The 24060-nt window shown below is 55.4% G+C and carries 22 protein-coding genes and 5 pseudogenes; 22 read left to right on the top strand and 5 right to left on the bottom strand.

What is annotated here, in order from left to right:
- Window positions 1-110 precede the first annotated feature (110 nt).
- A pseudogene (locus tag AC2FEB_RS02110) lies at window positions 111-790 on the bottom strand (IS6 family transposase).
- 332 nt (window positions 791-1122) lie between these two features.
- Window positions 1123-2004 carry a LysR family transcriptional regulator gene (locus AC2FEB_RS02105; protein ID WP_117873989.1) on the bottom strand — a complete coding sequence of 294 codons (882 nt, stop codon included), beginning with the start codon at window positions 2002-2004 and terminating at the stop codon, window positions 1123-1125.
- Window positions 2005-2102: 98 nt separating this feature from the next.
- Here AC2FEB_RS02105 and AC2FEB_RS02100 point away from each other — a divergent pair, with 98 nt between their 5' ends.
- Genes AC2FEB_RS02100 through AC2FEB_RS02090 form a run of 3 tightly spaced genes read left to right on the top strand, consistent with a single transcriptional unit; the run spans window position 2103 to window position 3987 of the window.
- Window positions 2103-3083, top strand: coding sequence for an NAD(P)-dependent alcohol dehydrogenase (locus AC2FEB_RS02100; RefSeq protein WP_496883821.1), 981 nt, complete (start codon window positions 2103-2105; stop codon window positions 3081-3083).
- Window positions 3084-3095: 12 nt separating this feature from the next.
- Window positions 3096-3596: a DoxX family protein gene (locus AC2FEB_RS02095; protein ID WP_496883820.1), complete on the top strand. Its 501-nt coding sequence runs from the start codon at window positions 3096-3098 to the stop codon at window positions 3594-3596.
- A gap of 1 nt (window position 3597) precedes the next feature.
- Window positions 3598-3987 carry a YybH family protein gene (locus AC2FEB_RS02090; protein WP_496883819.1) on the top strand — a complete coding sequence of 130 codons (390 nt, stop codon included), beginning with the start codon at window positions 3598-3600 and terminating at the stop codon, window positions 3985-3987.
- 81 nt (window positions 3988-4068) lie between these two features.
- Here the strand turns inward: AC2FEB_RS02090 and AC2FEB_RS02085 are convergent.
- The 3 genes and pseudogenes from AC2FEB_RS02085 to AC2FEB_RS02075 form a co-directional block, all read right to left on the bottom strand.
- Window positions 4069-4430: pseudogene (locus AC2FEB_RS02085) on the bottom strand (DDE-type integrase/transposase/recombinase); the annotation flags it as partial.
- A 104-nt stretch (window positions 4431-4534) separates the two neighbouring features.
- Window positions 4535-5230, bottom strand: a complete 696-nt coding sequence (locus tag AC2FEB_RS02080; protein ID WP_496853319.1) for a LysR substrate-binding domain-containing protein — start codon at window positions 5228-5230, stop codon at window positions 4535-4537.
- 24 nt (window positions 5231-5254) lie between these two features.
- A pseudogene (locus AC2FEB_RS02075) lies at window positions 5255-5494 on the bottom strand (helix-turn-helix domain-containing protein); the annotation flags it as partial.
- Between the two features lie 74 nt (window positions 5495-5568).
- Between AC2FEB_RS02075 and AC2FEB_RS02070 the strand changes: the two are divergent.
- The 19 genes and pseudogenes from AC2FEB_RS02070 to AC2FEB_RS01980 all read left to right on the top strand — a co-directional run bounded on the left by AC2FEB_RS02070 (window position 5569) and on the right by AC2FEB_RS01980 (window position 24016).
- Window positions 5569-6624 (top strand): dipeptidase, encoded by a 1056-nt coding sequence (locus AC2FEB_RS02070; protein ID WP_496670271.1) that lies wholly within the window; start codon window positions 5569-5571, stop codon window positions 6622-6624.
- Window positions 6625-6659: 35 nt separating this feature from the next.
- Window positions 6660-8255: an ABC transporter substrate-binding protein gene (locus AC2FEB_RS02065; RefSeq protein WP_299897627.1), complete on the top strand. Its 1596-nt coding sequence runs from the start codon at window positions 6660-6662 to the stop codon at window positions 8253-8255.
- Complete coding sequence (locus tag AC2FEB_RS02060) at window positions 8256-9314, top strand: ABC transporter permease (RefSeq protein WP_299897630.1); 1059 nt, start codon at window positions 8256-8258, stop codon at window positions 9312-9314. It begins immediately after the preceding gene.
- The gene (locus AC2FEB_RS02055; RefSeq protein ID WP_299643393.1) at window positions 9311-10222 is read left to right on the top strand and encodes an ABC transporter permease; all 912 of its coding nucleotides are present in this window, start codon (window positions 9311-9313) and stop codon (window positions 10220-10222) included. The genes AC2FEB_RS02060 and AC2FEB_RS02055 overlap by 4 nt, the downstream gene beginning before the upstream one ends.
- Window positions 10219-11067, top strand: a complete 849-nt coding sequence (locus AC2FEB_RS02050) for an ABC transporter ATP-binding protein (RefSeq protein WP_496670272.1) — start codon at window positions 10219-10221, stop codon at window positions 11065-11067. Before AC2FEB_RS02055 ends, AC2FEB_RS02050 begins: the two co-directional genes overlap by 4 nt.
- A 1-nt stretch (window position 11068) precedes the next feature.
- On the top strand, window positions 11069-11824 hold the full coding sequence (locus tag AC2FEB_RS02045) for an ABC transporter ATP-binding protein (protein ID WP_496670273.1): 756 nt from the start codon (window positions 11069-11071) through the stop codon (window positions 11822-11824).
- A 77-nt stretch (window positions 11825-11901) separates the two neighbouring features.
- Window positions 11902-12405: pseudogene (locus AC2FEB_RS02040) on the top strand (cytochrome d ubiquinol oxidase subunit II); the annotation flags it as partial.
- Window positions 12406-12571: 166 nt separating this feature from the next.
- A pseudogene (locus AC2FEB_RS02035) lies at window positions 12572-12730 on the top strand (IS6 family transposase); the annotation flags it as partial.
- Window positions 12731-12823: 93 nt separating this feature from the next.
- A complete protein-coding gene (locus tag AC2FEB_RS02030; RefSeq protein ID WP_496670275.1) occupies window positions 12824-13750 on the top strand; it encodes a hypothetical protein in 927 nt (308 codons plus the stop codon).
- A gap of 84 nt (window positions 13751-13834) precedes the next feature.
- Entirely contained in the window at window positions 13835-14791 is a 957-nt protein-coding gene (locus tag AC2FEB_RS02025; RefSeq protein ID WP_496670276.1) for an AAA family ATPase, read from the top strand.
- Window positions 14788-15693 carry a DUF58 domain-containing protein gene (locus tag AC2FEB_RS02020; RefSeq protein WP_299897649.1) on the top strand — a complete coding sequence of 302 codons (906 nt, stop codon included), beginning with the start codon at window positions 14788-14790 and terminating at the stop codon, window positions 15691-15693. Before AC2FEB_RS02025 ends, AC2FEB_RS02020 begins: the two co-directional genes overlap by 4 nt.
- Window positions 15690-16061: a hypothetical protein gene (locus tag AC2FEB_RS02015; RefSeq protein ID WP_496670277.1), complete on the top strand. Its 372-nt coding sequence runs from the start codon at window positions 15690-15692 to the stop codon at window positions 16059-16061. Before AC2FEB_RS02020 ends, AC2FEB_RS02015 begins: the two co-directional genes overlap by 4 nt.
- Entirely contained in the window at window positions 16054-17013 is a 960-nt protein-coding gene (locus AC2FEB_RS02010) for a VWA domain-containing protein (protein WP_496670278.1), read from the top strand. The genes AC2FEB_RS02015 and AC2FEB_RS02010 overlap by 8 nt, the downstream gene beginning before the upstream one ends.
- Complete coding sequence (locus AC2FEB_RS02005) at window positions 17013-17912, top strand: VWA domain-containing protein (RefSeq protein ID WP_496670958.1); 900 nt, start codon at window positions 17013-17015, stop codon at window positions 17910-17912. Before AC2FEB_RS02010 ends, AC2FEB_RS02005 begins: the two co-directional genes overlap by 1 nt.
- A complete protein-coding gene (locus AC2FEB_RS02000; RefSeq protein WP_496670279.1) occupies window positions 17909-18583 on the top strand; it encodes a hypothetical protein in 675 nt (224 codons plus the stop codon). The genes AC2FEB_RS02005 and AC2FEB_RS02000 overlap by 4 nt, the downstream gene beginning before the upstream one ends.
- On the top strand, window positions 18580-19761 hold the full coding sequence (locus AC2FEB_RS01995) for a hypothetical protein (RefSeq protein WP_496670281.1): 1182 nt from the start codon (window positions 18580-18582) through the stop codon (window positions 19759-19761). The genes AC2FEB_RS02000 and AC2FEB_RS01995 overlap by 4 nt, the downstream gene beginning before the upstream one ends.
- Before the next feature lie 110 nt (window positions 19762-19871).
- The gene (locus AC2FEB_RS01990; protein WP_117872997.1) at window positions 19872-20591 is read left to right on the top strand and encodes a response regulator; all 720 of its coding nucleotides are present in this window, start codon (window positions 19872-19874) and stop codon (window positions 20589-20591) included.
- Between the two features lie 9 nt (window positions 20592-20600).
- Window positions 20601-21758 carry an FIST N-terminal domain-containing protein gene (locus AC2FEB_RS01985; RefSeq protein ID WP_117872998.1) on the top strand — a complete coding sequence of 386 codons (1158 nt, stop codon included), beginning with the start codon at window positions 20601-20603 and terminating at the stop codon, window positions 21756-21758.
- 2 nt (window positions 21759-21760) lie between these two features.
- On the top strand, window positions 21761-24016 hold the full coding sequence (locus AC2FEB_RS01980) for a hybrid sensor histidine kinase/response regulator (protein ID WP_496670282.1): 2256 nt from the start codon (window positions 21761-21763) through the stop codon (window positions 24014-24016).
- Window positions 24017-24060: the final 44 nt, after the last annotated feature.

Genomic DNA, 24060 nt, shown 5'->3' with positions numbered 1-24060 from the left:
AAAATCGACCCAAACTGTCCCATTGGCGCTGACGTCAGACACAAGGTGTCCCCAGTGGTTTTTGTTGCGAAGCGTCTTGCTGACCGAAGAGGTTACGTTGGATCTGCGAGTTAAGCAGCCAGTTCCGCAAATTGACGAAGCGGGCAGAGGCCGGGCGTGAACTGACCTTTGCGAACCATGTTCGCAACTTCGATCCCATCCAAAGTTGCCGATTCAAAAACAAAGGCCTTTAAGCACTGAATCGGTCGAGTACGCCTCTTGATAAACCGGTGGTCCTGCCCCGCGATATTGTTCAAGTAATTCCGCTTCGCCATCTCGATTGGGATCGGGCAGCCAAAGTTTTTTAGCATTCGTTGATGGCCTGGATGCCTGCGGTGTTGGCTCCGCTTTTGTTGATCACAATCTTCCTCGGCAATCCATTCGCGTCCAGCATCTTAGCGAAGAACTTGGTGGCGGTAGGTTTGTTAAGACGTCGCAAAAGCATGAAATCAAGGCTCTTGCCGTGCTTGTCGACAGCTCAATAGAGGTAAACTCACGCGCCTTTAACTTTGATGATAGTTTCGTCCATTCTCCACGAACGATCACATGGCGCTTTTCGACGACGCGCTGTTTCAGCGATCGCGCCGGAATACCATGTGACCCAACGGCTCAGTACAGTGGGATCAACAGAAATGCCGTGCTCGGCCATGATTTCTTCAAGGTCTCGATGGGAAACAGCGTAGCGGACATAAAAGAACACCGCGAACAGGATCACATCCTTCGGATACTGCGAATCTTTGAAAGAAATCATAGACCAACCTTCAACTGGATAACGCCGTTTGCTACACAGGCGATCCCGCCACGAAGGTCAGTGGTCAAAAGTTTGCAACAGATCCCGAGCGGATCATTACCGCGGTTGCCATCGCCATACTAGCGGCAGTCACCTTTTCTGTTTTGTCGGCTGATGGAATTTGGCCAGGCTGGCCCCGCTGGACCGGGTGGGCGACAGTCGGCGCCTTCTTCGTTTCACCCACCTTGAACTGGATCATGCCATCCGCGACGGAACGCAAGTCCCGAAGACCAATCATGACGGTGATGTTCTTTTTCGAGATTGCCGTCGTCTGGCATTAATCAACAGACGTCTTACTGACCAATGAAGTCCGCACGTCGCTCCAAAAGGGCTGCGCCCAAATAATCCACGAGAAGCCGGGCGCGTTGAACCCGCCGCAGCCCGCCGTGCAGAAGAATCCAGGTTGAGCGACGTTGATCCAATTGGGTTCCAGGCACGCGCTGCAATTCCGGAAAGACGCTGGGAACCCAATTGGACAGGAATGTCATGCCAGCCCCGGCGCGGGCCAGATGCAGGTGCATTTGTGGGTCCGTGACGATGTGCCGAACGCGGGCCTCGGCAAAAGGCGTGGCCGCGATCATCTTTTGCAACTCGGGCACGTCCCCGTAGCCGATCCAGGTCAGACCTTTACCTTTCGATCCAGCGTTCGGTAGGTGCGCATCAATATAGCGACGTGACGCAAAGACCCCCAACGACAAGGGAAAGAGTTTGCGTCCGACGGCATCCTCCTCAACTTCAAGAACATGGCGGATTGATACATCCGTCTCGTCCTTCTCGATCGAATCGAGAAGATAGGACAGTTTCAGTTCAATCTCGATCTCCGGGTAAAGCGCGGCAAAATCCGCCAGAACCGGTGCGAGCAGATAATGCGCCGTCAACGGATCGGCCGACAAACGGATGCGCCCCGACGCTTCCCGGTCGAGACCTTTGACCGCGCTGAACCCTTTGAGCAGCGCCGTTTCCGCCTCGATTGCCAGTGGTAGCAAACGTCGTCCGGCCGCCGTGAGTGTCAGCCCCCCCGCGTTCCGGCGAAACAGCGTCGTTCCAAGCTGCGCCTCCAACCCTTCGATCTGTCGGCGCACAGTGGCATGCGTGCCATCCATCTGCTCGGCGCCAGCGCGAAGAGTTCCTGAGCGGGCAACTGCGAGGAAGGCGGGAAGTGACTTCCAATCCATTTAGCGTAACGTTTTTGAACCATACCGGTTCAATATAGACAATTATTGGATCGAAAGAAAACCGATAACTCCATCATCGTACAATGAAGGAGATCACCATGGAAACGACACTCAACGCCTGGAGCGTCAGCCGCTACGGTGGACCCGCCGTCCTCACCGCGGTCTCGCGCCCGGTTCCAGCGCCCGCTACAGCAGAGGTTCTGATCCGCATTCGCGCCTCTGCAGTTTCTCGTGCCGATGGGATGATGCGGGCTGGGCAACCGAAGTTTGCCCGCCTCTTTCTCGGATTGAAGCGCCCTCGCGCGGGTTTGGCTGGCACCTGCTTTTCGGGCGATATTGTCGCCGTCGGAGACACTGTAACGAAGTTTCACGTCGGCGACGCCGTCTTTGGTGAAGCCGGCCTTCGGTTTGGTGCCAACGCGACGCACATCAGCGTCGACGAGGAAGGCAGTCTTCTAAACAAGCCGGACACGGTAAACTATGGAGAGGCCGCCACGCTCTTTGATGGTGCGATGACATCTTGGCACTTCCTGACCCGCGTGGCAAAGGTGCAACCAGGTGAACGCGTGCTAATCCTTGGTGGGTCCGGGAGCCTCGGGACCGCGGCGGTCCAATTCGCCAAAGCACTCGGCGCAAAGGTCACTGCCAGCGCAAGCGCACGTAACACGGAGTTACTCCGCTCTCTCGGCGCTGACCATGCTGCGGACTACAACGTCGAAGACCCTCTCAAGCACGGGGCCGATTATGACGTTGTCTTCGACACGCTCGGGGTTTCGTCCTTTGGCGCGGCCAAACCCGCGCTTGCTGAGAACGGGCGCTATATGTGTCCGGTGCTTGGGTTGGCGCTTTTGCGCGACACGATCCTGACCGGGCTATTCAGGCACAAAAAGGCGATGTTTGCTGCTGCCGGTATGACGAAACCCGAGGTCCATCGAGAAGAGTTGTCGGAAGTTCTGACGCTCATGGCCGAGAACAAGTTTTCGCCGGTGATGGATCGCGTCTATTCACTTTCCGACCTGGTCGAAGCGCACGCTTACGTCGAAACGGGCCGCAAGCGCGGCAATGTCGTCGTTGTTTAGCGAGTTGGAAAGATGACAACGCCCCTCATCATACTCTGCCTGCTTTTCATACCTCTTCTTGTCGCGCGGGCAATCGGCGGCACAGGTAAAACGCGCTTAGGTGGTACCATCGGCATCGCCCTTGCCTTCGCTTTCTTTGGCGTCGGTCACTTTGTCGAGACCAAGGCAATGACCGGGATGATACCACCGTTCATTCCCTTTGCCACGCCGCTCGTCCTGGCAACCGGACTGCTCGAACTTGGCGTTACCGCCGGACTCATAAATCCTGCCAACCGTCGCCTGGCCGGACTTCTCGGCATCGGCGTCTTGGTCGCATTCTTTCCAGTCAATGTTTATGCCGCGTTCAATCACACCGGCATGGGCGGGCATGTTCAGGGACCGATCTACCTCCTGATCCGCGCACCGCTTCAGTCGTTGCTGATCTCGTGGGCGTGGTTCTTCGTGGTTCACCACGGAGACGCGGTACAGTCAAACAGCCTCGGCATGATGCAAATTTTCCGGAAAGGACATTAAGATGCAGGAACATGACGTTCTCAACCTGATCAAACTGGCGGACACGGCAATAAATGCCGAAGACTTCGATACCCTCGTGGAGCTTTATGCTGACGACGCCGTTCTTGTGGTTCAGCCTGGCCAGATCGCACGCGGCAAGTTCCAGATCCGGAAGGCCTTCGAGGCAATCGCCAAGCATTTCGGGAACACGCTGACCGTCACGCAAGGTAAAGCACAGGTGATCGAGGGTGGTGGTACGGCGCTGGTGATCATGGAAACGGTGCTCAACACCGGAGAGGCCAAGGAACCAATTGACCGCCGTGCCACCTACGTTTTCGTACAAGACGAAACACGTGGATGGCTCTGTACGGTCGACAACTCCTACGGTACCGATCTGCTCGACGAAGACTAACTTCGTTGTGGCGTGGCATCATCACGGAGACGTTTCCGGCGGCGCCGGTTGATCTGGCGCCGCCCTTTTTTGCTCCCAAGGCATACCGGCTGCATTGGCACCGCTCTTGTGAATCACGATCAATTTTGGAATTCCGTTGGTGGATAACGCTTTGGCAAGGAATCTGATGGCTGCCGGACGATTCCGTCGCTCAGACCGCATAAATCAAGAGTATTTCCTGCTTTGTCTATGGCTCGATAGAGGTACTTCCACTTCCCACGAACACGCAAATAGGTTTCGTCCATACGCCAAGATTTCAGTGTTGGGCGCTTTTTCGAACGGTCGCATGCTGCGACCAACGGTGAATGTTTCGCCACCCAACTGTTCAAGGCAGTGTGGTCAACCCGCACATCGCGTACAAAAACCGCATCCTTGGGGAAGTGACTGCCTTTCGAAAAGAACATGGTAGTACCTGTTTGTGATCTATCCAAAGGCAACAAACGCGGGACCCAGTGCTCTTTTCAAACCAAGTCCAAAATGTGCGACACAACCCACTAAAATAGACGAACTAGCCTGGGTCCGAAAACGGATCGGGAGGTGTATTCAATCGAAGATGTCGCATGAAGGCCCGCGCGATTCTTGGAACCGGTTTTTGATCTGATACGACAAAGTGACCGCGATACCGCATCGGAGACTCAAATCGGACAAATGCCAAGTCGGGAGATCGATATTGGTACACTGGAAAGGGGTTGATAACGGCCAGTCCCAACCCTTCACGTGCCATGTCAGCAGCGGCAAAAGAGGTGGAGACTTCTGCAACTATTTTCGGCTCGGCGCGAACCTGATGAAGCAATCGGTCAAGTTGTCCGCGCCGTCCATGTCTATACGTTAGGGCGATCAACTCCTGTTCATGCAGGTCAACCGGTTTAAGTATCTTTCGCCCGGAAAGCGGATGCTCGGGTCGCATAACGCAAACTGCGGGAGACTCGCGAAATGGGATGAGTTTGATTCCAGCCCGGCTTTGTTCGATCCCGGTTACCGCAAGATCGAAACGGTTCTCAAGTATACCAAGCGTAACCATATCCGAAGTTGTTACCTCGAGGTTAACGAAAAACTCCGGGTTTCCTCGAATGAAGCTTGCGATGAGGGAAACGATATATCTATGCGCATAGCTGGGCGGTGCGACGAGGCGCAGTGTCTCCTGCACAGTTTCGCCCGGACCATCGATACGGTCCAATGCCTCGAATAAGGGATCCAGCCGCATATTGAGCCTCACGGCCTCTTGTGTGGGTCGCAATCGGCCCGCATCGCGCTCAAACAGCGTTCTGCCAAGTCGAGCTTCCAAGCTGCTGACGGACCGGCTTACTGCTGATTGAGACAAGCCAAGTTGTCGTGCTGCCGACGCGGTTGTTCCAGACTGCATGAGTGCGCGTAGTGCTTGATACTCTGGCAGCGAGTGCCAGTTGCGTGGTTTCTTCAATTGCACGACACCCACATGATTCCGACTAGCTCTATGAGTAAAACTCATCAATAATTTTTGCAATTATGATGATAGCGTCTGTTAGCGTGTATCGAAATGATACTAGACCGGATGATGCAAAGTTGAGCACATATCCTCTTATCTTCGATGGGCACAACGACGTATTATCGAAGCTTTTTTCGTCGGGTGGTTTGGCTGAAGCTGACCGCTTCGTAACCGGTCTCGAAGGTGCGATTGATCTTACCAAGTCCAAGGTAGGTGGATTTGGGGGAGGTTTCTTTGCCATCTGGGTTCCATCCCCCATGGACGTCGATGCCAAGATGGAAGAGATGGTTCAGCCTAGCTATGATCTGCCGCTTCCTGATCAGATCGATGCGGAAGACGCTTTGCCAGCGGCTATGAGCCAGATTGCCATTTTGCTTGAGCTGGAACGATTGGGTGCGTTGAAAGTGGTCCGCTCGGTTTCAGATATTCGGGCTTGTAAGGCACAGGGTCAGATGGCGGCCATATTCCATATCGAAGGTGCCGAAGCGATTGACGCCGATCTGCACTCACTCGACGTTTTCCATGCAGCCGGGTTACGTTCTCTCGGGCCGGTCTGGAGCAGGCCGAACATTTTTGGTCACGGGGTGCCGTTTAGATATCCATCGGGGCCGGATACTGGTCCAGGGCTGACAGATCACGGATTGCGGCTCGTGCAGCGCTGCAACGCGCTTGGCATCATGTTGGACTTATCCCATCTCAATGAAAAAGGGTTTTGGGACGTGGCGCGATATTCGGAAGCGCCGTTGGTTGCAACGCATTCAAATGCCCATTCAATCTGCCCACATGCGCGAAATCTAACCGATGACCAGCTACGCGCCATTGCGGAAAGCGACGGGATGGTGGGTCTTAATTTCGCCGCAGCGTTTCTGCGTGAAGACGGACGGATGTTGTCTGATGTGCCTTTGACGCAGGTGCTCGTGCACCTTGATCATCTGATCGGCGTATTGGGCGAAGATCGCGTCGGGCTTGGGTCGGACTATGATGGGGCAGTGGTGCCGGATGAGATAACAGATATCTCAATGCTGCCCAGATTGAGAGATGCCATGGAAAACCATGGATACGGCAAAGAGCTCGTCAAGAAGCTCTGCCACGAAAACTGGTTGCGTGTACTTGAAAAAACCTGGGGATCGTAACCGTTGTTGAGAGATCTGATGACAGAGAGGACAAAATGAACGCATTTAATAGATTGCTTACCGGTGCGGCGCTGGGACTGGCGCTCGCCGTGACCTCGACTTCGGCAATGGCGGAGACACCGCCGAACATGCTGGTGATTGCAAACCGTATCGACGACATCACGACGCTGGATCCTGCGGAGAGCTTTGAATTTGCCGGGTCGGATGTCAGCCGGAATGTTTACCAAAAGCTTGTGAATTTTGACCCGCTGGATCTTGATGCAGGATATCAGCCAGACGTCGCGGAAAGCTGGGATGTGTCAGAAGACGGCAAGTCGATTACCTTCAAGATCAGGGAAGGGCTGACCTTTCACTCCGGTAATCCGGTAACTGCGGAAGATGTTCAGTTTTCTCTGCGCCGCGCGATCATTTTGAATAAAACGCCGGCCTTTATCCTGACCCAGTTTGGCTTCACACCGGAAAACGTCGAACAAACAATAGTCGCGGATGGTAACACTCTGACGATCACGACAGACAAGCCCTACGCAACATCCTTCGTTCTGAACTGTCTGACCGCGACCATCGGTGGCATCGTCGACAAAAAGACGGTAATGGAACACGACAAGGATGGCGATCTGGGCAATGAATGGCTCAAAACCAATACGGCGGGCTCAGGTGCTTACAGCCTGGTGAGCTGGAAGCCCAATGAAAGTGTAACCCTGAAGTCCAACCCTGATTTCTATCTGGGTGCCCCGGCAATGGAGCGTGTAGTTGTTCGTCACGTTCAGGAAAGCGCCAGCCAGCGCTTGCTGTTGGAGCGCGGTGACATCGACGTTGCCCGCAACCTGAACCCCGAAGACGTTGCAGGGGTGTCATCGGTTGCAGGTGTCAAGATTTCGGATGAGCTGAAGGGCCGTCTGATGTATGTTTCGCTGAACCAGAAGCATCCCGAGCTCAGCAAACCTCAGGTACGTCAGGCGTTCAAATACCTGATCGACTATGAAGGGATGCGTGACAGCTTCCTGAAAGGTCAGTACACAATTCATCAGAATTTCCTGCCACAAACTTATCTCGGCGCATCTGATGAGAACCCGTTCAGCTTTGATGTCGAAAAAGCAAAGGCACTGCTGGATGAAGCCGGTGTTAGCGGACTTGAGATCGAAGTAGGTGTGCGAGAGGCGCAGGAACGGATTGAAATCGCCCAGTCCATGCAGAATGCACTCGCTCAGGTCGGTATCACCATGAACATCACCGTTGGTACCGCGAAGCAAATCCTGGCAAGGTACCGTGCACGGGAACTGGACGTCTATCTTGGTGCATGGGGACCCGATTATCCTGATCCGCAAACCAACGCGGGGACGTTTGCCTATAATCCAGACAATTCGGATGCGGCCAACGCAACTGGGCTGTTGGCATGGCGAAATTCCTGGGACACCGGCGGCCTGACAGAGAAAACGGCCGCAGCCGTTGTTGAGAACGACACCGTAAAACGGGCTGACATGTACAAAGAAATCCAGGCTGAGTTCCGTGAAACCTCACCCTTTGTCATTATGTTCCAGCAGATTGAACAATCGGCGCTGCGTGAAAATGTAACTAACTTCTCGACCGGCCAGGCGATCACGTCGGCATCATACTGGCAGGTGACCAAGTAAATGGCACTGGCCGAAAGACCAACTGAGGGGCGCCGCGCGGCGCCTCTTATCCATTGGATCAAGAGCATCCTTAAAACTGTTGGCACCATTGCTATTACAATGCTGGGCCTGCTGTTCGTGACCTTCATCATCGGTCGCGTCATGCCGATCGACCCGGTGCTGGCGATCGTTGGCGAGCGGGCCTCGCAATCGACGTATGACGCGGTCTATCAACAGCTTGGTCTCGACAAGCCGTTGTTGGTGCAGTTCGGATACTATCTTTGGGATGTCCTGCATGGCGATTTTGGCAACTCTCTGCTGAATGCCCGCCCGGTGTCCGAGGATATTGCCCGCGTATTTCCGGCTACGCTGGAATTGGCAACCCTGGGTGTGTTGATCGGCATCTTTATGGGTGTTCCGCTGGGTGTGATCGCCGCTGTCAAGCGCGGATCGTGGATCGACCAGATTGCACGTGTGGTCGCGCTTGTTGGTTATTCGATGCCAATATTCTGGTTGGGGCTTATGGGTCTGCTGGTCTTCTACGGGATACTTGGCTGGGTTGGCGGTCCAGGTCGGCTGGACATTTTCTATGAAGATATTGTTCCTGCGCGAACAGGACTGATCCTTGTGGACAGCGCCATCGCTCAAGATTGGGATGTCTTCCGAAATGCTTTGTCCCATATCATCCTGCCGGCCGCGCTGCTGGGGTATTACTCGCTGGCCTACATCAGCCGGATGACGCGATCCTTCATGCTGGAACAGTTGTCGGCGGAATATGTTATTACCGCTCGCGTCAAAGGCCTGTCAGAGCGGCAGGTTATCTGGCGCCACGCCTTCAAGAATATCCGAGTACAGCTTATTACAGTCATCGCATTGAGTTATGCTAATCTGCTTGAAGGTTCTGTTCTGACCGAGATCATCTTTAGCTGGCCGGGGATCGGAAGCTATATCACGACCGCTCTGCTAAGCGCTGACATGAATGCCGTTCTCGGAGGAACAGTGGTGGTTGGTCTGATCTTTATCTGCCTGAACATATTCTCGGACCTTCTTTACCGTTTCTTTGATCCGAGGTCGAAATGAGCGACATGACTTTGCGTCAGTGGCTGCTGACCGACGAACCCACATCCCGCCGGCATGCCAGATTGGCCAGCTTGTACAAAGGCTGGCTGACCTTGCGGTCGAACTCGATGGCTATGGTTGGTTTGGCAATCCTTGTGGTTCTCGTTTTCGCTGCCGTCTTTGCGCCTATCCTCGCGCCATATGATCCGTTTGTTCAGAATCTGTCCAGCCGATTGCTTCCCATCGGCGCCGAAGGACACTTGCTTGGAACCGACAGCTTGGGGCGGGATATTCTGTCCCGTCTGATCTATGGGGCGCGAATTACGCTATACATCGTGGCGCTGGTGGCGCTCATTGCCCCGGTCGCGGGTCTTTTGGTCGGGACTGTCGCCGGATATGCGGGTGGATGGGCAGATGTGATCCTCATGCGGATAACCGACATCTTCCTCGCCTTCCCGCGACTTGTTTTGGCATTGGCTTTTGTAGCTGCGCTTGGGGCAGGGATCGAAAACGCGGTGCTGGCAATTTCGCTCACGGCATGGCCGCCTTATGCACGCATGGCGCGGGCAGAAACGCTTACGATCCGATCGACCGACTATATCAACGCGATACGCCTTCAGGGTGCCGGGCCGCTGCGGATCATTACTCGGCATATCTGGCCGCTTTGTATCTCGTCACTGATAGTACGTGTTACGCTCGACATGGCGGGGATCATTCTGGCCGCAGCCGGTCTTGGCTTTCTTGGCTTGGGGGCACAACCGCCAAGCCCGGAATGGGGCGCGATGATTTCAGAAGGCCGCAGGTTCATCCTTGATCACTGGTGGGTCGCGACTGTACCGGGGCTTGCGATTTTTACGGTCTCACTCGCCTTCAACCTGTTGGGCGATGGGCTGAGGGACGCGCTCGACCCGAAGGATGGTGGACAATGAGTCTTTTGGATATCGAAGACCTGTGGGTTCGGTTCCCGACCCGGCAGGGTGTGTTTGATGCTGTGCGCGGTGTCTCTTTTTCGCTGGGGCGAGAACGTTTGGGTATCGTCGGCGAAAGTGGTTCCGGCAAGTCGATGACGGGCCGGGCCATTCTGCGCCTGATCCGCAAACCGGGTATCGTCGAGGCTGATCACATCAATCTGGAAGGTCAAGACCTGCTGAAACTCAGCGAACGCAAAATGCGCGAGGTGCGTGGCAAAAAGATTTCCATGGTCATGCAGGATCCGAAGTTCTCACTGAACCCAGTAGTTACTGTTGGAGAGCAGCTCATGGAGGCCTACCTTCAGCATAATTCCGGTTCAAAGGCACGCGCCAAAAAGATGGCGATCGAGATGCTGGAGAGTGTTTCGATCCGTGATCCCGAGCGTGTGATGCGGGCTTATCCGCATGAGGTTTCAGGTGGGATGGGGCAGCGTATCATGATTGCCATGATGCTAATTCCCAATCCCAAGATACTGATCGCTGATGAACCCACTTCGGCACTGGATGTCAGCGTTCAGCGGCAAGTACTGAACATTATGGACGGGCTGGTCAAGGAACGGGGAATGGGTTTGATTTTCATCAGCCATGACTTGAATCTTGTGTCCGAATTCTGCGACCGCGTCCTGATCATGTATTCCGGGCGGATTGTCGAAGTTTGCGAAGCTGACAAGCTGCACAAGGCCCGGCATCCCTATACCAGAGGGCTACTGAATTCACTCCCGCGGCTTGATGACAGACGCTCACACCTGAGTGTGCTGGCCCGCGATCCGGCTTGGTCCGAAGCGCCAAGCGTGAGGGGTTGAAATGATTGCACTGGAAATCAGGGACTTGAATGTCTGGTTCGGTCACGCGCACGATCGCGTAGATGCAGTAAGGGGCGCGAGTCTTGAGGTAATACAGGGCGAGAGTTTTGGTCTTGTGGGTGAGAGTGGTTCCGGAAAGTCGACTATTCTACGTGCAATAACGGGGCTTGCACCGCATTGGTCGGGTACTATCAACGTTGAAGGTCAGCCACTTTCCGGATCAAGACGGGACCGATCGTTTTTTCGAACCGTTCAGATGGTGTTTCAGGATCCATACGCTTCACTACATCCGAGGCACACGGTTGATCAGGTTCTCAGCGAAACAATTCACCTGCATGGATTGGATAATATCGACAAACGTGTAGCCGGGCTGTTGGACGATGTTGGGCTTGGGCAGCGTTTTCGGTACCGCTTTCCGCATCAACTCTCTGGTGGCCAACGACAACGTGTCGCGATTGCACGGGCTTTGGCCGGTGAGCCGGACATCTTGCTATTGGACGAACCCACTTCTGCTTTGGATGTCAGCGTTCAGGCTGAGGTGCTCAATCTGCTGACTGATCTGCGCAAACAGCGCGGGCTGACTTATCTAATGGTTTCCCATGATCTTCCAGTTATCGCGCATATGTGCAAAAAACTGGCAGTTATGCGTAATGGTGAGATTGTTGAGGTAATGTCTTCGGAAACTCTGCGCAGGGGTCGGCCCAACCACGAGTACTCTAAGCAATTGCTTACAGCGTCGGTTGCCCCGCACCAGTAAAATCGTTCGCGACTACAGGTACGCCATCTCCGGATTTTACACCGGCGCGTGGACCCCTTTTGCTCCGGGATTGACACGATTTTCAGGTGCAGATGCGCGGTTATGTCTGGTGGCTGGGTGCCGCGACGCTGGGCCTGACCGGGCTGTTCAGCCTGCTGACACCGTTCCAGGATCCGACCTGCTTCGAACGTTGGTTTAACTTGCCTGGGAGCCTGGTCTCGATGGCCGTTTCGCTGGTCATGCTGGCGCTGACCTGGGTGTTCTTTACGATCCTGAATGATCAGAAGGATCTGCAGCTCTTCCTTTCGGCGCTTGGGTTCTTTGTCGTCAGCTTCGTTGGCATCCGCATCAGTTTCTATCCGATGTTAGTTCCGCCGTCGCTCAGCATCTAGCAGGCCGCCGCCCAGGACGAAAGCCTTGCTTTCGCACTGGTCGGAACCCTGATCCTGGTTGCGATCATTCTGACCTACACGGGTTATGCCTATTGGGTGTTCCGCGGTCTTGTGGTTCGCAAGAGTGGTGGGGCGAGCTGCCGTCGCATTTGCCATCCACCTGGTCATCTGAATGTAGGCCCCGCGTAGGAGCAGAGCCGTAGTGTATTGGTCTCTTTCTGCAGTCCTGCATCGCCGAGAAGATTCTCCGGGATATTGCCAAATTGTTGACCGGGATTGATCTGGGTGTGTCAGCGTCATGGGTATTCCACCTCATATGCCTCGACTGTAAGGCGTCCGCTACCTTCTTGACACCATTGCGCGCGCGGTACGGGCGTACCACCGATTAGCGTCGAGCACGGCTGATGCCGAACACCAGCTGGCGGTGTCGGGCGTCATTGTCAGCCGGGAAGCGATCCGACTGTGGGTCAATCGCCTTGGACGACATTTTCTAGGTTGCGTCCGCCGGGATAGAACGGATCGCCATTTCCATCGAGGTGGCCCTTAAAGATTTTTTGCGAGAGAACCCTGTTCCGGATACAATACGTGTCACCTGGCGAGGGATTGTATGCGCTATTTATTATTGCAAGTATTGGCGATTGTTGCTTTTGCAGACGCGCTGTGCGCGGAAAAGAGCGATTATATCGAACTTGCACAGAAAGGATGGGGGTATGAGCTTCGGTCCACGATGCTGGGGCGCGATATGGCGATTCCAGTTCACATCAATGGCCGCGATCAGGTTGGTGCAGCCTTGTGCCTGGTCGGCGAACAACCGCATCCGCAAACGCTGGTCGTTCTTGATACTTTTCGAGAGTTGCTGAAACACAGCTTCGGCCACCCGACACCCATGCGGTACGCTGGCCCGTCTGCGCGGGATTGTGGAACCGGTCGAACCGTGGTTTTGCGATTGTATTCCGGGTTCCCTCCCAACCGGGACCTTTCAGCAGATATCGACTGGCTCAGTGAACTCCACCAGCTTGGACTGCCTGCGGGTCGAAACTATGTGGTGACATCACCGGCGATGGCGCAGACCTTTTTTGGCCATCGGGGGCAGGGGACCCATATCGTGGTCAAACAACCGGCCCATGATCGCCCCGGCAAGCTTGAAAGGGACTTTCACAAATCGATTCTGCTGGAAGAGCTGTTTCAGTCCTTCACCTTTGGCATGGACATCCTGCTATATGACAAGTCGTCAGGGTTTTTGTCCAAACTGCAGGAAACGCCGGTAAACTTGCAGCGTCTGCCTTGGAGTTCGCACGACTTTATGCGCGCATTGTTGGCTTCGAACCCAAGCGGTCTTTGTGCCTTTGACATCTTCATGATGCACGCAGTCGCGCAATCCCCGGTGGATCAAACCATAGACCCCGGTTTTATTGAATACATTGATACCCAATATGATCGCCTATGGGCGCAGACGGATGAAACCCTGGCCAATCCCAGATTTGCAGCTCTTTTGGACGAAGGCTGCACCAAGTCTGTTCGTGTGCCCAGGTAATACCATCTGGTGTGTTTCGCTGAACAGGTGACTCCGAGTAGCCTGAATGCAGGCAATGCGCCCTGAGAGTCTATGGGAGGACATATGGATACGAGGCCTGAAAACCCGCCACGCGCCATAGCGGGATTGTCGGGGTATCTGTCGCAGGGGCTTGTTGGTCACGAGCATCTGGTTGAATCCCTTCTAATCGCCCTGCTAGAAGGTGGTCATCTTCTGGTAGAAGGGCCGCCCGGGCTGGCGAAAACACGCGCGGTCAAATGGTTGTCGAACGCCGTCGAGGGCGGCTTTGCCCGCATTCAATGTACGCCGGACCTGATGCCGTCTGATCTGACCGGAACACCAGTGTACCAGCCCCAGGAAGGCCGCTTTGAATTTGTTCCGGGGCCTGTGTTTCACACATTGGTGCTGGTTGACGAGATCAACCGCGCGCCGCCCAAGGTGCAGTCCGCTTTGCTCGAATCCATGGCAGAACACCAGGTTACGGTTGGAAATGAAACATATGCCCTGCCGGATCCCTTTCTGGTCGTGGCGACCCAGAACCCCATTGAACACGACGGAACCTTTCCCTTGCCTGAGGCACAGTTGGACAGGTTTCTGCTGCATGTCGTTTTGACTTTGCCGGATTTGGAAACGGAACGTGAGATCCTCGATCTGGTCATCGCTGAAACACGGAATGGGCCTCCAGTCGCGCAGCAGATGACGCTTGATGAGCTGAAGATTGCCCGTACCCAAGCGCAATCGGTTCACGTTGCGCCAGAGTTGCGGGATTATATCGTACGACTTGTGCTCGCGACGCGTGAAGGTCCGTTTGCCGAATTTATTGAACATGCAGTCTCGCCCCGCGGGTCGTTGGCCCTGGCCTCGGCATCGCGCGCACGCGCCTATCTGCGAGGCCGGGATTTCGCCCTGCCTGAAGATGTAGCCGCCGTCGCGCCCGATGCGCTGGCCCATCGCATGGTGCTGACCTGGAGAGCCGTTGCGGATGGCAAAAAGCCACGCGAATTGGTGGCTTACATTCTAAATGCTGTCGAGCCGCTGTGACGGGGGTACTGGCACATGCGGGGGTTCGCCTGACAACTGAGGCTTTGATTGCATTGCGGCACATCGCATTGACCGACCACAGCAACCCAACAATGACGGCCCTGCCCGGAGGATTTCTGACCCGAAAGCGCGGGCAGGGCGTCGAGGTTGCAGATGTACGTGAATATGTAGACGGGGATGACATTCGTCATTTGGATCGCGGAACAACCGCCCGCACAGGGCGTATGCATATCCGGCAGTTTCAGGAGGAACAGGATCGCGTCGCCCTGTTGGTTGCTGATTTTCGATCGCCGATGTTCTGGGGCCTCCAACGGGCTTTTCTTTCGGTGGCAGCCGCCGAAGCTCTGACCTTGATCGGGTGGTTCATGGTTGAAAGCGGCGGGCGTGTTGGTCTGTTGGCGCTCACCACCGGCACACCCGTTATTGTTCCCTTGCGCGGAAAAACGCGCGGGATGCTGGACGTGATCGGAGGTCTGGTTCAGGCCCACGCGCGCAGTCTGACCGCGCTGCAAAAGGGTGAAGATGAAGGCTGGACGCTGGAACAGGCGCTTGCCGGCGCTGATCGCCTGACCCCGACGGGGGCCGAGATTATCATCGCGTCTGGCTTCGATCAGCAGGGAGACGGCTTTTCAGACGTGCTGGACCGGCTCAATCATCGCCGCAACCCAAGACTGCTGCTTGTGACCGAAAGCAAAGCGCACGAGATGCCAAAAGGCTGGTATCCGATCCGCCTTTCAGATGGGCAGCAAAAGCGGGTTTATCTGGCCCAGGCAGAGCCTTCCGGTGAATTTGTGTTTCAGAAGGTCGCAACACATTCTGCGCTTGTCTTGAATGCCAGTGACCCGGTCGAACAAACCTCTCGTCGCATTTCGTCGGTCTTCGCGACAAGGTATGTGGCATGAGTGAGAAAGCCCTTTCTGAAGCCACAATGCTGGCCAGCCTGCGGGACATCCATTTGCCCGCCGAGGCTACAGGCGGGGTGTTTGCCGAATACGCGGCTGTCGTTGGTATCGCGGCGCTGGCCTCAGTTGCCTGTGTCGCCATCTTGCGGTTTCTGAGCATCAAGACCGCTGCAAACATGCAGATGGGTCCATCTGATCAGACTGCTGAACGACCGGGTTGGTCTGTGGATCGCCGCAGAGTGGCTCTTTTGCACAGACTGCGAGTTGAGAATCCGAAGCGATATGAAGAGTTGACTGGCGGTCTTTATCAACCTGGCGGCGGACCGGATCTGGAGACCCTGCAAGAGGAGGTCGCGAGTCGTGTTTGAACTTGCTGATCCCTGGGTCCTGCTCGCGCTGCCATTACCTTTTGTCATCGTGCGTTTGGTCAAACCTCGGCCGGTTTTCGAGCGGGGGTTCCCAGTCCCTGACCGCATAGGCGGTATGCTTTTGGCGGCCAGTCCACAGAATAAGGCCAAGACCCGGGTTTTGGCGGACCACCTCATATTGTGGATCATTTGGGCGCTCACGATTTTTGCCTTGTCCGGTCCGCGCGAACTTCAACCCGTTAGCGCTTTGAAAGTGTCCGGACGGGACCTTGCGATTGTTTTGGATCTTTCGGGATCAATGGTGCGGGATGATTTTTATCTCGACGGGCGCCAGATCACCCGTTTGGAGGCGGTGACACGCGTTGGATCCGAGTTCGCCAGACGTCGCGCCGGCGACCGGGTGGCTTTGATTGTTTTCGGGTCCGAAGCCTATTTCGCCACGCCTTTCACATTTGATACCGAGGCTGTTGCACGACGGATCGAAGAGGCCACGATTGGTATCTCGGGCCGTGCTACAAACATCTCCGATGGTCTGGGCCTCGCCTTGAAGCGTCTGGCCAAGAGCCAGGCGGCTTCGCGGGTCGTTATTCTGTTGTCGGATGGGGTGAACAACGCGGGTGCAACGAACCCCAGTGGCGTGGCCGAACTGGCGGCTGAGATGGGGGTGCGGGTCCATACAATTGCGCTCGGCCCGAAAGACCTGCAAAGCGCCGAACTCGGTGAACGCGGTGTAGTCGATGCAGTCACGCTGCGTGCTATTGCCGAAGTTTCGAGCGGCGAGGCGTTTCGCGTTAAGACCACCGATGATCTTATTGAAGTGACACAGGCACTGGATCGGTTGGAGGCGACGGATAGCACGGGCCTTACGGCCGAAGTCCACAGATCTTTTTGGACCTGGCCCGCAGCAATGGCGGCAGCACTTGCCCTGTTGGCGGCGTGGAGGCAAGCGTGATGATTGAGCTGGATGTCACTCTGCTTAGGCCGGTCTGGGGGCTTTTTTTGGTGGTCGTGTGCGGGGCCGGGTGGTGGTTGCTTTCCCGCGCCGGGGGGTTCGGAGCGTGGGACAAGGTCACCGACCCGCAGCTTGTCCAAGCGATGGCTGCGATTGGCCGGATCGAAGGCGGCTCCTTTCCGCTCACAACGGCCGCCTTATTGCTGACCACCGGGATCATTGCAATTGCTCTGACCGGCCCGGCAATCGAACGGCGCGACGCGCAAAACTATCGCAATCTGGATGGCGTATTGTTCCTTGTGGATGCATCAGAAAGCGTGGCTGATGACGACCGCTGGCCACAAATGCTAAGCATGGGACGCTTGGGTGTCAGTGCGCTAGGCTCCCGGCCCGGCGGCATCATCGTATACGCGGGCGATGCCTATGTCGCCACGGATATGACGACCGATCACCGCCAATTGGGTCAAACACTCTCGCTCATCGATGGGCAGACCGTTCCGGACAAGGGATCGCGACCCGAACGCGCACTGGCATTGGCGGTTCAGCGGATGGAAGAGGCGGGCATCCTGGCCGGGGACGTGGTCATATTCACTGACGGGGACGGGCTTGGATCATCTTCTTTGCAGCAGGTCGCATCTCTTGCCTCACGAGGGGCACGTGTGTCTTTGGTTTCAGTTCACTCTCCGACTGCGCAAATTCAAACCCACGCCACTGTCGGCGGCGGAGCTGTCTTCACATTGAACCAGTCAGATGATCTGGCCATCTGGTTGGCGGATGATGCCGCAACCCGCTTGAAACGGGCGGACTATCCGGTGCTGTTCTGGCACGATCTGGGACGGTACCTGTTGTTTTTCGCACTGCTCCCCCTGCTGTTTTTGTTTTGGAGGGCAGGGGCATGAGATGGTTCGCGATTGCGGGTGCCGCATGTATTGCCGTTGCCTTTGCGTTGGGCGGCGCTGCCCCCTTTGGCCGCATTGCATTGGCGATTGGTCTGTACCCAATGGCTGCAAATCTGTTTTCCGACCCTGACTGGCAGGGGATTGCCTTCTACCGAGCCGGAACTTTCGACAAAGCTGCCAGTGCTTTTGAAAGCGCTGGAAACCAGTATAATCTTGGCAATGCTTACGCCAGGAACGGCCAGCTGGCCGCTGCGCTGGAAGCCTATGATCAGGCCATAGCCAAGGGAAATCCGGATGCTCGGGCGAATTTCGATCTGCTGGCCGCCTTTTACGCGGGGCAGCAGATCGACCCCGAGGCTTTGGGCCTTTTCCCCGAACGCAAATCCGGCCCCAAGGCCGACAGTTTTGTCGCGCGCGGGAATGCGCGGGCGGCGGGAACCGGCAGTGAGGTCACGAACTCGAACACGATGCTGGGATTGGCAGAATTGGACAGCCGCGGGCAACTGGGCGTGCGCCGTATCTTTGATGACAAGTTCATGGTTGCCGACCAACGCTGGCTCAATCAGCTTTCCGATGTCCCCGGGGAGTTCATGGCGGCGCGGATCGCGCAGGAGCACAAGCGCAGGTTAAAGCTGGGCCTATCCCGCCCTGAAGCGGAGAGCCCGGAATGAAGTGGTTGGTTTTAATTCTCGTCGCACTTCCTGTTCAGGTTTTGGCACAGTCCAAAACAGTGCTGCCGTCCGAGGCGTCGATAGAGGTTACCATTGCAGACGACGCCCCCGTTCCGTTCACCCGCGAGATGGTGCTGTTGACGATCCGGGGTGTCTACCGTCGGCACATCACACGCGAAGAACTGATCCAGCCCCGCTTTGATGGGTTCAGCTGGGCACAGCTGGGGCCGGACAGTTGGTCGGAAGAAAGGATCAATGGTCGGAAATACAAAGTGTTTACCCGACGTATGGCGATCTATCCTGTCGAGGCAGGCAAGCTTTCAATTGGTCCGTTTGTGCACAGGTTGACCCTGACAGACGAAAATGACGACTGGTTCGAACATGAGATTCAATCAGATCCGCTGACCATTCAGGTGGCGAAAGCCCCGGCCACGCAGGATTGGTGGTTTCCGGTTCGCAAGTTGCAGATTTCGGATCAGTGGTCGAATGCGCCGGATCAACTTGCACCGGGTGAGGGTGTCTTGCGCGTCATTCGACTTGAAGCCTTGGGTGCGACACCCGAGATGCTTCCGCCAATGCCTGAGTTGACATCGCCGTCAGCCCTGATTTTCGCTCATCCTGAGAAACGGCTTGTCGAACTGACCCCGGAAGGGCCGGTCACCTATGCGTTTTGGCGCTGGACCATACGCCCTTCAAATGACACGTCTGGCATCGTTGAGCCCCTTCAATTCAGTTACTTTGACACTGTGGCCCGCGAAACCCGAGAGGTCACCATCTCGCCGCAACGCATTGCCTACGGCACGGTTACCCAAGAGGAAGGCCCCGACAGATCGGAGAAAGAGGTCGCACAAGCAAAGCTGTTGGGTGGGCCTGGCGCCGCAATCGCCAGTGTTGTTTTTCTGGCCGGTTTGGTATTGGGCATGTCCAGTCACAAGGTGGCCGCTTCAAGGGCACTGCAACGCTTTGGTATTTTCGATCCACTGGTTCGTGATTTGCAGAGCTGTGCCAAGACCGGTCGTGCAGACGGATTGCGACAAGCTGCTTCTGCCATCTTGCACCGCGACGGACCCTCATCCAGACGCCTTAAACAAATGCAGGACTTTGACAGGCAGTATTTTGATCCCAAGGCCGCAGCGCCTGATTTGAAGGAGTTTGCCAGAAGTTTCCTCAAGAATTAGGTCATCTGATTCATCAAGCTTTTGTTATCTATGGTATCTTTCGCTTGTATCAAAACGAAACAGTTGAACTGATCCGGAAATGCTGTACTTTTCCCTTTGGAGGAGAAGCAATGCAGATTGCGGGATGCCCTAAACCGGTGGACCAGGTGTCCAGTGTGCTGATAGTGGATGATCATCCGCTGTTCAGTGACGCGCTGGCCGCGGCATTGAAGCTGAGCTTCGAGAACTGCCGAATTGAAAAAGCCGATACGCTGAAGCAGACACTTGAGATACTTGGCGCAGGCTTCAAGCCTGATCTGATCATGTTCGATCTGAAATTGCCGGACGTGACGGGTATCTCGGGTTTTCAGCAGCTCCGGCAGCGCTGTCCGAATGCGCCGGTTCTGGTAATATCGTCCCTGGCATCCGGAGAGTTGGTGCGATCGTTGCTGGACCACGGTGCGATGGGATTTCTGCCAAAAGACACGCCGGCGCAAACCCTGAAACACGCCATTCAGGAGATCACCTCTGGACGGAGATACGTGCCCACCGAATACAACCGGGTCGAAGAGCTGAAGCCATCCGAAAGCACCGTTTATCAGTCCAGCCCCGAGCTTTCATCATTGACGCCGCAGCAGGTCAAAATTCTCAAGCTTATCTGCGTGGGCCAATCCAACAAGCAGATTGCATATGAGCTGTCGCTGGCCGAGGCGACGGTCAAGGCGCATATCACCGCTTTGCTGCGCCGCCTTGGGGTGCGCAACCGGACCCAGGCCGCTGTTCTGGTCGATTCAGTTGTCGCCCGACAGTCGCGACATGAACCGGAGGTTAAATCCTTTCTTCAACACTAGGGGGCGCGCATGCGGGATCTGGAGCATGAACCGAATTTCATTGCGATTGGCCGTTCCGTTGACTTGGACCCGACGACCGCTGTTGAAGAAGCCTGCGCGGAAATCGATTGCCTGCTGTCTTGCTTTGTCCTGGCCTTTATTCCCAGCACTCTTGATCCAGTCGAAGTGTCGCGTTGCCTGAACAGGAAACTCGCGGGTGTTCCTGTTTTCGGCTGCACCACGGCAGGACAAATCACGCGGTCGGGTTATGAATCGCATGCGCTTTTGCTGCTGGCCTTTCCGAAGTCCAACTTTCGATGCTCGTCCATTTTGTTCGAATCGCTCAGACCGCTCAATTCAACGGAAACCGCTGCCACAGCGCAGCGACTGGCCGAAAGATTCCGCCATACGGCGGGGTGGAACAGGCTGGCACTGGTTTTTACGGATGGATTGTCTAAGCAGGAAGACTTGTTGGTCTCAACGCTGGAAACCGTACTGGATGGATTGCCGATATTTGGCGGTTCTGCCGGGGATGGCCTTCAATATGAAGAGACGTTCGTTTTTCACGGTGGCAAGGCGCACAACAATGCTGCCGTCCTGTTGTTGATTGAAACCAACCTTGGTTTTCAGGGCATAGGTTTTGATCATTTCCTGCCCATCGGATCAGAGATCATCATCACCGACGCCAACCCGGAAGAACGCGTGGTTTATGAGATAAACGGGGCACCGGCGGCGCAGGAATATGCCCGATTGGTCGGGTGCGCTGCCGAGGATCTTTCGCCACTGGTATTTGCAGAAAACCCTCTGCTTCTCAGGCAAAACCTCAACTACTATGTACGTGCCATTCGTGAACCGATGGAGGGGGGGTCCCTATCCTTTCTCGCGGCGATTGATGACGGTCTGATCATGACACTGGGGCGCGGGAAGGAGATCATTGAAACGCTCAAAGCTGGGCTGAATGTGCGCGACAACACCGGAACCGCCCCGGATTTCATTCTTGGGTTCGACTGTATTCTGCGAAAACTGGAAATCGAACAGAAACAGTTGAGCAAACAGGTTTCGGATGTTTTGCAATCTCACCGGGTGGTTGGCTTCAATACCTACGGAGAACAGCAATCCGGCGTGCATATGAACCAGACCTTTGTGGGGGTCGCTTTCTTTGAGCCCGAGAAGCGAGACCTGAGCTGACCATGCTGAATCCAGACGACCCGCCAGAGATCCAGATATCCAAACAGGCCAAGATCATCGATGCGTTGATGCGGCGCGCCAACCGCCAGAAAGATGTGGGTCCGTCCGCCTTTCTGGCGTTTCAGTCGGCGATAGAGTTGCAGCAGCAGGTGATGGAGCAGAGCCGCGATCTGGAGCGCGCGACCACCGAACTTGAAAGCGCCAGGTACGAACGCGAACAAACCCGCAAGAGCCTCGTCAAGGCCTTGTCTTCCATGGAAGAAGGGTTCGCGCTTTTCACAGATGGTGAATTGAACCTGTGTAACGATCTGTTTCAAGCGATCTTCCCGGACATGTCTGACGTTGTCGGGCCCGGCCTCAGCCTGGGTCGGTTTTTTCTGTTGGTGCAGAACAGCCCCGATTTCGTATCATCCGACCATGGAATATCGAAAATGTTGGATACGCTTGAGCGCAATTGCCATACCGGGATGGTGTCCAGCGACGTGATCGAATTGCGTGGTGACCGTTGGTATCAACTCAGCGCACAATACACGTCGCCTCAGAATGTGGTCATTCTGCTAACCGATATCACATCCGTTGTTCGCAGGAACCGCGATGAAAAAGAAACCCTGATTGACCGGCAGGAAGACTACCTTCAGGCGGTTTTCCAAAACATGAGCTCTGGCGTTTGTACATTTTCATCAGATACGAAGATCATGATGCACAATGCGCGGTTTCGGGAAATACTGAACCTGCCGCTATCCGTCTTGCAGGGAAACATACCTGTTCAAACGCTTCTGGATCTTATGCGGACACGCGGGCTGATCAAGGCCGATGATGAACTCAGGATCGACAAGTGGCAACACGAGCTCAAAAGCCGCGGCTGGTTGCGCAAACGTGTGCGCGATGGATCAGACCGCGTATTGGACATTCAGGTCAACCAACTGCCGGATGGTGGTTTTCTGGTCGAATTGAAAGACGTGACGTTTGAAGCACGTGCGACCGAAACCCTGGAAAACCGGGTTATGGAACGCACGGCAGAGTTGACCCATGCCAACGCCAAGCTGGTTCAGGAATACGAAGAAAAAGCGCGGGTGGAAGAGGCGCTGCGGATCGCAAAGGAACGAGCCGAAGCTGCGGTCTCTTCCAAGACACGATTTCTTGCGGCGGCCAGCCACGACCTGCTTCAGCCGATCAATGCCGCAAAACTCATGATCTCGACCCTGCTGGAGATCACGCGTGAGACCGAGCTTCATGAGATGATGGAGCGGTTAGAGGGTGCCTTTGGATCTGCTGAACAACTGTTGCACTCATTGCTAGATATATCGCGGCTTGAAACTACTGATCCGGACACGGTCTCACCCACAGAAGTTAGTCTCGCTACGATAATTGCCGGGATACAGGGCGACCAAACGCTTGTCGCCGAGAACAAGAACGTGAGGCTTGATGTGGTTCCGTGTTCGGAAATCGTAAAATCCGATCCGGTCTACCTGTTGCGCTCGATCCAGAATCTGGTCGTGAACGCCATCCAGTACACCGAACCCGGAGGTCGGGTTCTGGTGGGGTGTCGCAGGCGTGGCGACAAGGTCATTTTGCAAGTCTGGGATACTGGTATCGGGATTGCACGCAAGGACCAGGAACGCGTGTTCGAGGAATTCACACGGGCCGAAAACGTGCCATTGGGTTCCGGCATGGGATTGGGTTTGTCTGTAGTAGACCGCGCCTGCCGACTTTTGGGCCACAAGCTTTCGCTTCGATCCAAACCCCGCATTGGTTCGGTGTTCAGCATAGAAATGGACAGAGTAGAAACAGAGAAAAGCGCCGTCGAACCGTTGGACCTTCTGGCCAATACGGGCGATGTGCCGTTGGATTTCATCATTCTGGTGATCGAAAACGACCGTGATGTTTTGTTTGGGACAACGCAGTGGCTGGAACAAAACGGTGCCAGTGTTCTGCCGGCCCGGTCGCCGAAGGAAGCGATGCAATTCACAAAAGACATTGGAATGCCGCCGGATATCATTCTGGCCGACTACCAATTGGATGATGGGGAAACCGGCGTTAAAGCAATTCACCGGATCCGAGAGATGACGCAGACCCAAGTTCCGGCAATTCTGATCACCGCTAATCGCAGTGAAGCCTTACGCAAAGACGGATTGCGGCATGAGATTTCGGTTATGGCGAAACCAGTCAAACTGCCGCGGCTCCGGTCTTTGATCATCTGGAAAATTCAGAATGCTTTGCACACGCAAACGCTCAATACCGACAAAAGTCGGCGGTGACATGGGGCGATTAGCCCATACTCTCATCGCGGGGAGGACAAAAT

It is taken from the genome of Ruegeria sp. YTSC106 (genome assembly GCF_059609765.1).
Note: the sequence above shows the minus strand (reverse complement) of the source record. Positions and strands in the feature narration are given on the sequence as shown.

Bases quoted from the DNA above. Each gene is read 5' to 3' on its own strand.
- AC2FEB_RS02055 (WP_299643393.1), top strand. From the start codon at position 9,311: ATGAGCGACATGACTTTGCGTCAGTGGCTGCTGACCGACGAACCCACA.
- AC2FEB_RS02005 (WP_496670958.1), top strand. From the start codon at position 17,013: ATGATTGAGCTGGATGTCACTCTGCTTAGGCCGGTCTGGGGGCTTTTT.
- AC2FEB_RS02025 (WP_496670276.1), top strand. From the start codon at position 13,835: ATGGATACGAGGCCTGAAAACCCGCCACGCGCCATAGCGGGATTGTCG.
- AC2FEB_RS02065 (WP_299897627.1), top strand. From the start codon at position 6,660: ATGAACGCATTTAATAGATTGCTTACCGGTGCGGCGCTGGGACTGGCG.
- AC2FEB_RS02095 (WP_496883820.1), top strand. From the start codon at position 3,096: ATGACAACGCCCCTCATCATACTCTGCCTGCTTTTCATACCTCTTCTT.
- AC2FEB_RS01980 (WP_496670282.1), top strand. From the start codon at position 21,761: ATGCTGAATCCAGACGACCCGCCAGAGATCCAGATATCCAAACAGGCC.
- AC2FEB_RS02105 (WP_117873989.1), bottom strand. From the start codon at position 2,004: ATGGATTGGAAGTCACTTCCCGCCTTCCTCGCAGTTGCCCGCTCAGGA.
- AC2FEB_RS02090 (WP_496883819.1), top strand. From the start codon at position 3,598: ATGCAGGAACATGACGTTCTCAACCTGATCAAACTGGCGGACACGGCA.
- AC2FEB_RS01995 (WP_496670281.1), top strand. From the start codon at position 18,580: ATGAAGTGGTTGGTTTTAATTCTCGTCGCACTTCCTGTTCAGGTTTTG.
- AC2FEB_RS02050 (WP_496670272.1), top strand. From the start codon at position 10,219: ATGAGTCTTTTGGATATCGAAGACCTGTGGGTTCGGTTCCCGACCCGG.
- AC2FEB_RS02100 (WP_496883821.1), top strand. From the start codon at position 2,103: ATGGAAACGACACTCAACGCCTGGAGCGTCAGCCGCTACGGTGGACCC.
- AC2FEB_RS02015 (WP_496670277.1), top strand. From the start codon at position 15,690: ATGAGTGAGAAAGCCCTTTCTGAAGCCACAATGCTGGCCAGCCTGCGG.
- AC2FEB_RS02030 (WP_496670275.1), top strand. From the start codon at position 12,824: ATGCGCTATTTATTATTGCAAGTATTGGCGATTGTTGCTTTTGCAGAC.
- AC2FEB_RS02045 (WP_496670273.1), top strand. From the start codon at position 11,069: ATGATTGCACTGGAAATCAGGGACTTGAATGTCTGGTTCGGTCACGCG.
- AC2FEB_RS02000 (WP_496670279.1), top strand. From the start codon at position 17,909: ATGAGATGGTTCGCGATTGCGGGTGCCGCATGTATTGCCGTTGCCTTT.
- AC2FEB_RS02060 (WP_299897630.1), top strand. From the start codon at position 8,256: ATGGCACTGGCCGAAAGACCAACTGAGGGGCGCCGCGCGGCGCCTCTT.
- AC2FEB_RS02080 (WP_496853319.1), bottom strand. From the start codon at position 5,230: ATGCGGCTGGATCCCTTATTCGAGGCATTGGACCGTATCGATGGTCCG.
- AC2FEB_RS01985 (WP_117872998.1), top strand. From the start codon at position 20,601: ATGCGGGATCTGGAGCATGAACCGAATTTCATTGCGATTGGCCGTTCC.
- AC2FEB_RS01990 (WP_117872997.1), top strand. From the start codon at position 19,872: ATGCAGATTGCGGGATGCCCTAAACCGGTGGACCAGGTGTCCAGTGTG.